Below are 8,285 nucleotides of genomic sequence, written 5' to 3'. Positions count from 1 at the left end.
AAGCGGGGTATGCGCCCCAGCACCTCCTCCCTCAGCCGCCTCGGCGTGAAGAACTGGCCCCTCCGCGACCTCTCCCCCAGCGGGACGGTCTCCAGTATTCTCAATGTCTCAGGGTGGAGTTCGCCGCCTAAATCAACTCCCATTAGATGTACCCGTGATTAGGTTTAATAGAAGGGTGTAGACTAGTATAATAGTACTCGAGGGGCCGTCGTCTAGCCTGGCTAGGATGCCGGCCTGGGGGGATGCCCCGCCTAGCCGGGTTGTCCCGGAGCGCCGGTGGTCCCGGGTTCAAATCCCGGCGGCCCCATTACCTCAACGGGCTTTAACTTTGCTCAGAAACTTCTCCTTGTCGACAACGTACCTCTCGTGCAGCCCTTTGCCTATCGTCTCGTTGTTGTACAGGGCTTCTACTTCGAAAAGTATCCTCTTACCGTCGAACTCTACAACTCTGGCTTTCACCACCACCTTACCTCCGAGAGGTGCTGGTTTCAGGTGTCTCACGTTCACCATGGTACCGACGGTTGTATACTGTGGAGGCAGGTGCTTCTGAACACAGTTCAGACTCGTCCTCTCCATGAAGGCTATCATGCTGGGGGTGGACAGGACTGAGACCGTGCCCGAACCGATATGCGATGCTGTGTGTTTCTCCTCTACGACGAACTCTTCTACGCACTCCTCGCCTACTTTAACCTGGACGCTCATGCGCACCTCCTTGCTTCTGGAGGTACCACTTGACCCTGCTCTTCCACAACGACGGGGGAGTCCAGAGCACCCAGGCTGGCACAGCCTTAATCAGTTCGTAGGCTTCCTCCCAGGACTCGAGACCTAATTTACGGGCTAGCTCGTCTAGGCTCATGGGCGCTTTCAAGTACTCTCTCAACACAGCTAGCGTGTTCTCGTTGATCTCGACCTCCTTCTCGCCGACTTTGACGACGAACACCACCTCTTCGCTCATACCGTAAACACCCATAGTTTGAGGAGATTAAACGGATTTTATAATCTTTTACCTATAAATTTACCCGATGATGACGCGTTCCAGCACAGAACCGTGAAGAGCTCCCTACGCCCCACTGAGTGTTTCAAGCCGCTCCCGCAGACCACCCCAAGTGGGTCTGCCTATAAGTCAGTACCTCGAAGTCTTTGCGAGCTTCCCAGGCATCGGCTCGTAAAGTTCCCCGTTGTTCTTTAGGTATTGGATCATCTCGTAGACGAAGTCTTTCTCGAATCCCTTCTCTCTAGCCAGTTTAACTAGCTGGCTCACCTCGATTTCCGGCACCTGCTCGAATGTCTCGTTGAGGAACCTGACGAACTCCTTCATTTTCTCCCGCTTACTCCTCGATACACCCGTCTCTAGCACGTCGATGTCGATGGTCTTCGACTCTATGTCGAAGCCGACCTTCCTAAGAGTAGTGTACATCAACCTTATAGCCTCCTCGACGTCTTCTATAGTGACCTTGTCTTTCAGCGCCATTTTAGCGTGTGCCTCAGCCAACCTGATCAGGCCCTCTAACTGCCTGGGCGTTATCGCTATCGGTGGCGGCGACTTCAAGTCCTCGCCCTTGATACCGCCTTTACGCATAGCCACGTAGAACTCCTCTATCAGCCTCATGGCTTCCGGGGTTAGCTGTGGTCTAACGTACTTCCTAGCGTAGCTCACGTACTTCTTCAATAGTTGCGGGTCTATGAAGGGCTTAGCCTTCTCTATATCGCTGTGTACGCCCAGTATGTGCCTTGCGAGCCTCCTGTCCTTCTCGGGTGACGGGATGTCCTGAATAACAAAGATCAGATCGAACCTAGATAGGATCGTGGGCGGCAAGTCGATGTTCTTGCTTATAGGCTGTGTGAGGTCGTAACGCCCAAACCTCGGGTTACCCGCCGCGAGGACGCTGGCTCTAGCGTTCAGCCTAGCAACTATGCCCGCCTTCGCTATACTGACGGTCTGCTGCTCGAGGGCCTCGTGTATCGCGCTCCTGTCCTCCTCCCTCATTTTATCAATCTCGTCTATGGCTGCCACCCCACCGTCGGCTATCACCATCGCCCCCGCCTCCAGGTAGTACTCGCCCGTGTTCTTGTCCCTTAAGACCGTGGCCGTCAGGCCGGCCGCCGTGGAGCCCTTGCCACTCGTGTAAATACCTCTCGGTGCTATCCTAGCCGTGTACTGGAGGAGCTGGGACTTCGCCGTACCAGGGTCTCCTACAAGAAGCACGTGTATGTCGCCCCTGATCCTGGTACCGTCTGGCATCACCTTTGGTACCCCACCGAAGAGCAGTAGAGCGATCGCCTCCTTGATGTCGTAGTAACCGTAGATCGACGGAGCGATGCTGGCAACGATCTTCTCCCTAACCCAGGGGTCTCTGGCCAACTCTCTGATCTTCTCCTCGTCTTCTCGCGTGATCTCGATCTCTTCCAAGACCTTCTGTTGGACGTCGACGTGGTTTGCCTCTATGTAGAACGAGAAGACCGACCTACCCATAGCCTTCTGTACTGCTTGCGTCGGCATTACTCTCAGGACTCCCGTTATGAGCGCTCTGTCGCCTGGCCTGGCAGAATCCACTAGGTCGCCTGTTAACACTACTTCGATACTCCTCGGGATCTGGCCGGGCGGTATCTCCTCGGGCCTCTCCTGGACCACGACCTTCTGCCAGTCGACGAACTTGCTCTTCTCTAGGTCGATCTCGAACCTGCCCGTCCTTCCGCAAACAGGGCACACGACGGGCTTCTCGATCCTCTCCCCCATCTCTCCGTGCTCCGGGAAGTCGAATTCGTGGGTATCCCCGTCTGGCGTTATGTGGATGTAGTGTGCTTTAACGAGCTTCGCCTCGACTCTCGTGACCCTGGTGACGATCCCCTCGACAGCGACGAACTTACCTATGTAGTCGCTCGTCAGCTCCCTAATCTTCAGCACTCTGGGCGGCTGCCTAATCCTGACGTAGACCTTGCCGACTACCTCCTTGTACTCCGGCTGCTCCTTCTCCAGGTACTCCATCAGCGCCGAAGAGAACTCCTCTAGGGCCTTGTCGGGTTCTTCCTCGATGTGCCTGGCCAATTCCCTGTCATACAGGATCACGTCGCTGAAGTCCACCACTAAGCTCTTTTGCATCATGTGGGTCATTCTAAATATTCTCTCTCTGTACTTGAAGACGCCCGCGGAGTCCCTGAAGTCCTGGAGGAACTTGTAGAACTTCAATTTCCAGTCCACGGCCTTCTTGGCCTCTCTGCCCTGCACCGCCTCGACCATGCTACTCACCAACCTTCTTCTTCCAGAGGGCCACTATTGCCCGCAGGGTCTTCAACAGGTACCTCTCCTCCTCGCTGAGCTTCTCTTCAACGTCTTGCTGTACGTCTGGGAGAAGCGAGTAGTTAACTAGCTTCCTGACCCGAGACTTCAGGAGCGAGTCCATCGCGTCCTCTATCTTCTTCAACTCCTCGAATTTCGACAGGTCACCCGTTGTCTTGGCTTCTTCGGTTAAGTCGCGCCTCGCCTTGAACATCGTCATGTAGAAGAAACCTTTCAGCTTGTTAGTGAGAGGCTTCGAGTAGGCGGTCTCCTCGTTGTACGCCAAAACAGAGAGGCTCTCCACGGGTATCCTGGCGTCTTTTATCTTGACGTAGCCTTTCTTCGCGAGTAAGTCCGCTAGCCATCTCGGGACGGTGTACTCCCCACCTTTGACCAGCTCTAGAACCCCCTCGAAGGTCGTGAGCCTCAAACCGTCTTTGTAAACCTCGATCTTTACCGAGTCCTCCTCGAAATCCCTCTTGAGGAATTCCATTACTTTCCCAAAAACCAGCTCGAAAAGCATCCGAACCCACACCATTATCATATCCATTAAAAGTGGTTTATTTACCCAGTACCAAATAGAGATGGACGGGGGTCGATCTTATTTGAGCGAGCAACCCCTCCTTTTATGGGCTGAGAAGTATAGGCCCAGAACCCTCGACGAGGTCGTAAACCAGAAAGAGATCGTGGCAAGGCTCAAGAAGTTTGTCGAAGAGAAGAACATGCCACACCTGCTGTTCGCGGGACCGCCTGGCACGGGGAAGACCACCCTAGCTCACTGCCTTGCCCACGACCTCTACGGCGACAACTACAGGCAGTACATGCTGGAGTTGAACGCCAGCGACGAGAGAGGCATCGACGTAATAAGGAGCAAGGTGAAGGAGTTCGCGAGGACGAGAGTTGCCGGCGAGGTACCGTTCAAGATCATACTACTGGACGAGGCCGACAACATGACGGCCGACGCCCAGCAGGCCTTGAGGCGGCTCATGGAGCTCTACACCGCGACTACGAGGTTCATCCTAATAGCCAACTACCCGAGCAAGATAATAGAGCCTATACAAAGCAGGTGCGCGGTGTTCAGGTTCACGCCACTATCCAAAGAAGACGTTGTAGAGAGACTGAGGTACATAGCCGAGAAGGAGAACGTGAAGTATAACACAGAGGCACTTGAGACCATATACGAGCTCTCCGAGGGGGATATGAGGAAGGCGATAAACATTCTACAGGCCGCCTCAGCCCTCGGCGAGGTCACAGTAGAAGCAGTGTACAAAGTCGTTGGGCTAGCACACCCCAAAGAGGTTAGGCAGATGCTACAGCTGGCTCTAAGCGGCAACTTCATAGAGGCCAGGAACAAGCTGAGAGAGCTGATGTTGAACTACGGCCTCAGCGGTCTAGACATAATCAAGCAGATACACAGGGAGATCTTCTCCAGCGACATTAAGCTGTCCGACGAGGCCAGGATCATGATCGCCGACTACGCCGGCGAGATACAGTTCAGGCTCGTAGAAGGAGCAGACGACGAGATACAGCTGAACGCCTTCCTCGCACGCCTCGCGTTCATGGGGAAGAAGTTCAGGCCCACATCGTAGGGTGGTTTATTGAGTGAGCGCTTACCGTGGATAATCAAGTACAGGCCCAAGAACCTGGACGAGTTCGTCGACCAGGAGGAGGCTAAAAAGGCTTTTATAAGCTGGTACGAGGACTGGAAGAGGGGGAAGGCCGAGAAGAAGGCTGCCCTACTCTACGGTCCTCCGGGGACCGGTAAGTCCAGCTTCGTACAAGCCTTCGCAGCAACCTACGGGCTTGAACTCTACGAGATGAACGCGAGCGACTACAGGCGTAAGGGCGACATAGACAGACTACTGAGAGTCACCGCCTCTTCGGGTAGCCTCAGCGGAAAGGGCAAGCTGATATTTCTCGACGAGGTAGACGGGCTGAACCCGAAGTCCGACGCCGGAGGGCTGGAGGCAATACTTCAACTAATCGAGAACTCTAAACACCCTGTTGTCATGGCTGCCAACGACGCGTATAACCCCAACATAAGGCCTCTCAGGGACGTGTCTCTCCTAATCGAGTTTAAGAGACTGAGAGAAGGCGCCATTGTGCAGTTGCTGAGCAGGATCTGCGAGAAGGAGCGAGTCCGCTGCGACAAGGACGCTCTTGACGTGATCGCGAAGAGGAGCGAAGGCGACTTGAGGAGCGCCATTAACGACCTGGAGGCTATCGCAGAGGCCTATGGTAGGGTCACGAAAGAACTGGCAATGTCCGTGAGCACTTATAGGGACAGGGAGTACGCCCCGTTTGAAGTGCTGAGAAGAGTGTTCAACGCCAAGTACATCTTCCAGGCAAAAGATGCCGTGAGCTCCGCCAACATAGACCACGACACGCTGAAGGTTTGGATCAACGAGCACATACCCACCTACTACGAAGACCCCGAGGAGGTCTCGAGGGCCTTTGAAGCCCTGAGTAGGGCGGACGTGTACATGGGCAGGATCATCAAATCCGGGTCGTGGGACCTACTGAGCTACGCTATAGAGATGATGGGGCCCGGAGTCGCCTTCGCTAGAAAGGCTTACAGTGGGAAGTTCAAGGCGTTCAAGTACCCCGAGAGGTTTAGGCTGCTCTCCGAGACCAAGAAGGTTAGAGAACTAAGAGAAAGCATTGCCGAGGCCCTGGCTAGGAGGCTGCTAACAAGCAAGGCCACGGTGAAGTCTGACGTCATACCGTACCTAAAGGTCATCTTCACGACAAACCCGAAAATGGCCGCTGGCATTGCTAAGGCCTATGGTTTGAGCGAGGACATGGTCAAGTTCCTCGCGGGGAGCAAGGCGAGCGAGGTGATGTCCTACCTAAAGAAGCCCGCTAGAGCTAGGAAGACCTGAGCTTGACGATCCTTAGCCTACCGTACCTCTTCTCCTCGACTACCCCCTGCTCGACCAGCTCCATAATGATCTTCTCTAGGACTGAGAAGTGTATCCCGGTCAACCTAGACAACTTCGTGATGTTCAACTCGCCGTGCTTCCTAAGGGTTTCTATGACAAGTTTCCTCCTGTCGATCATTCTAGGTCGCACCAATAGCGATCTTCCTCTTGATCAAGTCCATGAGGTACTGCTCGAGCATGTCTAGGGGGCCGTAGTTTATACCTATGAGCGTCGTTCTGCCCTTCATGCCTTTCCCGCTGGACTTGGCTTCTATAATACCTGCCTTCTTAAGGTTCATCACGTACTCGTAAACCTGGGTGTGTCTCCTGGGTTGCTGGCCTAGAGTCTCGCAGACCATCTCGTACTCTTTCTCGACATCGCCTATCTTAACGTACGGGTTACCGGTCCTCCTCAAGAGCCTCACCGCCGCGAGGAGGACGAGCAGTTCGTGTAGAGAGCTGTAGTTTATTGCTTCGGACACGTTGACGATGTCCCTGCTGATTTTCATGATCGCCTTTCTCGCGTGCTCTAACGTGATTCTCTTAGCCCCCTCGTTCTCGGCTATTACACCGGCTATCATCAGGACTTCTATGGCGTGCCTGGCGTTCCCTCCCCCACCCTTATCGCGCCCCTCGTAGTCGGCGATAAACTTCAGTACCGTGTCGTCGTACGTACCCTCGTAGAAAGCCTTACTGGCCCTGTACTTCAATATGTCGAGCAACTGTGCCGAGGTATAGGGTTCCAGCTTGATCATGTGCCGTAGCAAGTAGCTCTCGAGCGAGGGGTCTAGGAGGGTGAGCTTGGCGGTGTCCTGCGATATGAAGATGAAGTTTAGCCTCTTGACAGGCGTCTCGAACACGTCGTAGGCCCGGACTATGAAGTAGACGGCGTCCCTTCCGGCGAGGCTCGCGAAGTAGTGGAACTCGTCCAAGGATACTATTGCGTACTGGTCTGTCTCGTCCAGGTGCGCTAAAAGAGCCTCGAACATCTCCCTCGCGGACAGCCCCCTCGAGGGGAGGGGGGCGTTCAGCTGCCTGGACATATCGGCTATCACGTTGTAGAGCGTCCTGTTACTGTGGCAGTTCACGTGAGCGTACTTCACCTTGTAGCCCTTGGTCAGCGCGTACCTAGTGAAGTCCCGCCCGAAAACCCTAGCTGTAGCCGTCTTACCCGTCCCAACACCGCCTATTAAGAGGACTCTCTGGGAGAAGCTACCCGGCGAGGAGACCAGGTGCTTAAAGTAGGACGCTAACTCCTTTAGCTCCTTCTCCCTGTGTGGTAAGGTGTCGGGTATGTACTCTGGTGTAAGGCTCTCCTTGCTCTTGAAAATCGACGGCCTCTCTACCTCCTCTTCTATTATCTTCCAAACGTCCTCGCTCAACGGAAAACGCACCCGAAACTTTCAGCCTTCTAATTACACTACGTTACCTTAAAAACCGCCTTGCACAGCCCTTTCCCCAACAGTATAGACTCCTTGAACACCATAATGTGGAGACAAGTCGGAGAGGACTTGTCCACGGAGCCCCCTGCCCTCTCAATGTACTCTACGGCCCTCCGCCATACCTCGCTCGAGACACCCCTTACGCCAAACGACTTCACTCTCAACCTGACCTTCTCGCCAGGGCGAACGGCCGACTTGATCGCGGCCTCCAATTCCTCCAGCCCGGAGAGGACTCTGTCCACGGGGACAATGTTCTCCACGAACCCGTACTCTCCTCCTTTGGCCCTATTGTATAGAGTTCTCGGCTCGGCACTAGAACACACGACTAGTACGTCGGGGAACCCAGTCTCAACGACAACGATATCGGGGCTCACCTCGAACAGGACGTCGCCTATCTCCTCCTCGCACCAAGCCCTGGTGCCAGTCCGGCAAGTAACAAGCAGGGCCGGTCTCCGCCCTTCATTAGGACACTTCAGGGGCAAACCCCTCCCAACTTCGCTTGCCAAGGCGTCAGCGGTTTCCGAGGTAAGTTTTAAAAGCAAAACCATTTAATTAACTATGTTGAGCGGCGGTCGTCTAGCCTGGACTAGGACGCCGGCCTGCCACGCCGGAAATCCCGGGTTCAAATCCCGGCCGCCGCACTAA

9 protein-coding genes and 2 tRNA genes are annotated in these 8,285 nt (G+C 54.6%); 4 read left to right on the top strand and 7 right to left on the bottom strand.

Features of this window, described 5'->3' with window-relative positions; translation table 11 throughout:
• Positions 1–201: 201 nt before the first annotated feature.
• Positions 202–307: transfer RNA gene (locus tag ACP5VX_RS05510), tRNA-Pro, on the top strand.
• Positions 308–312: 5 nt separating this feature from the next.
• Here ACP5VX_RS05510 and ACP5VX_RS05505 read toward each other — a convergent pair.
• The 4 genes from ACP5VX_RS05505 to ACP5VX_RS05490 all read right to left on the bottom strand — a co-directional run bounded on the left by ACP5VX_RS05505 (position 313) and on the right by ACP5VX_RS05490 (position 3,800).
• On the bottom strand, positions 313–702 hold the full coding sequence (locus ACP5VX_RS05505) for a thioesterase family protein (protein ID WP_428724886.1): 390 nt from the start codon (positions 700–702) through the stop codon (positions 313–315).
• A complete protein-coding gene (locus tag ACP5VX_RS05500; RefSeq protein ID WP_428724885.1) occupies positions 686–955 on the bottom strand; it encodes a hypothetical protein in 270 nt (89 codons plus the stop codon). The genes ACP5VX_RS05505 and ACP5VX_RS05500 overlap by 17 nt, the downstream gene beginning before the upstream one ends.
• Positions 956–1,123: 168 nt before the next feature.
• Entirely contained in the window at positions 1,124–3,238 is a 2,115-nt protein-coding gene (gene mcm, locus ACP5VX_RS05495; protein WP_428724884.1) for a minichromosome maintenance protein MCM, read from the bottom strand.
• 1 nt (position 3,239) lies between these two features.
• The gene (locus ACP5VX_RS05490) at positions 3,240–3,800 is read right to left on the bottom strand and encodes a hypothetical protein (protein ID WP_428724883.1); all 561 of its coding nucleotides are present in this window, start codon (positions 3,798–3,800) and stop codon (positions 3,240–3,242) included.
• A gap of 61 nt (positions 3,801–3,861) precedes the next feature.
• On the opposite strand from ACP5VX_RS05490, the gene ACP5VX_RS05485 reads away from it, so the two are divergent.
• Both ACP5VX_RS05485 and ACP5VX_RS05480 read left to right on the top strand, forming a co-directional pair.
• A complete protein-coding gene (locus tag ACP5VX_RS05485) occupies positions 3,862–4,866 on the top strand; it encodes a replication factor C small subunit (protein ID WP_428724882.1) in 1,005 nt (334 codons plus the stop codon).
• A gap of 9 nt (positions 4,867–4,875) precedes the next feature.
• Positions 4,876–6,159: a replication factor C large subunit gene (locus tag ACP5VX_RS05480; protein ID WP_428724881.1), complete on the top strand. Its 1,284-nt coding sequence runs from the start codon at positions 4,876–4,878 to the stop codon at positions 6,157–6,159.
• On the opposite strand, the gene ACP5VX_RS05475 is transcribed toward ACP5VX_RS05480, so the two are convergent.
• The 3 genes from ACP5VX_RS05475 to ACP5VX_RS05465 are packed head-to-tail and all read right to left on the bottom strand — an operon-like array spanning position 6,146 to position 8,146.
• Complete coding sequence (locus tag ACP5VX_RS05475; protein WP_428724880.1) at positions 6,146–6,337, bottom strand: hypothetical protein; 192 nt, start codon at positions 6,335–6,337, stop codon at positions 6,146–6,148. The two genes, ACP5VX_RS05480 and ACP5VX_RS05475, sit on opposite strands and share 14 nt — an antisense overlap.
• A 1-nt stretch (position 6,338) precedes the next feature.
• Positions 6,339–7,580, bottom strand: coding sequence for an ORC1-type DNA replication protein (locus ACP5VX_RS05470; RefSeq protein ID WP_428724879.1), 1,242 nt, complete (start codon positions 7,578–7,580; stop codon positions 6,339–6,341).
• 38 nt (positions 7,581–7,618) lie between these two features.
• A complete protein-coding gene (locus ACP5VX_RS05465; RefSeq protein ID WP_428724878.1) occupies positions 7,619–8,146 on the bottom strand; it encodes an RNA-binding protein in 528 nt (175 codons plus the stop codon).
• A gap of 59 nt (positions 8,147–8,205) precedes the next feature.
• Here ACP5VX_RS05465 and ACP5VX_RS05460 point away from each other — a divergent pair.
• Positions 8,206–8,281: transfer RNA gene (locus ACP5VX_RS05460), tRNA-Gly, on the top strand.
• Positions 8,282–8,285 lie beyond the last annotated feature (4 nt).

It is taken from the genome of Thermogladius sp., assembly GCF_049970955.1.
GTDB lineage: Archaea > Thermoproteota > Thermoprotei_A > Sulfolobales > Desulfurococcaceae > Thermogladius.
This window is presented reverse-complemented; position numbering and strand designations above follow the sequence as displayed.

Bases quoted from the DNA above. Each gene is read 5' to 3' on its own strand.
- ACP5VX_RS05485 (WP_428724882.1), top strand. From the start codon at position 3,862: ATGGACGGGGGTCGATCTTATTTGAGCGAGCAACCCCTCCTTTTATGG.
- mcm (WP_428724884.1), bottom strand. From the start codon at position 3,238: ATGGTCGAGGCGGTGCAGGGCAGAGAGGCCAAGAAGGCCGTGGACTGG.
- ACP5VX_RS05505 (WP_428724886.1), bottom strand. From the start codon at position 702: ATGAGCGTCCAGGTTAAAGTAGGCGAGGAGTGCGTAGAAGAGTTCGTC.
- ACP5VX_RS05500 (WP_428724885.1), bottom strand. From the start codon at position 955: ATGAGCGAAGAGGTGGTGTTCGTCGTCAAAGTCGGCGAGAAGGAGGTC.
- ACP5VX_RS05475 (WP_428724880.1), bottom strand. From the start codon at position 6,337: ATGATCGACAGGAGGAAACTTGTCATAGAAACCCTTAGGAAGCACGGC.
- ACP5VX_RS05490 (WP_428724883.1), bottom strand. From the start codon at position 3,800: ATGCTTTTCGAGCTGGTTTTTGGGAAAGTAATGGAATTCCTCAAGAGG.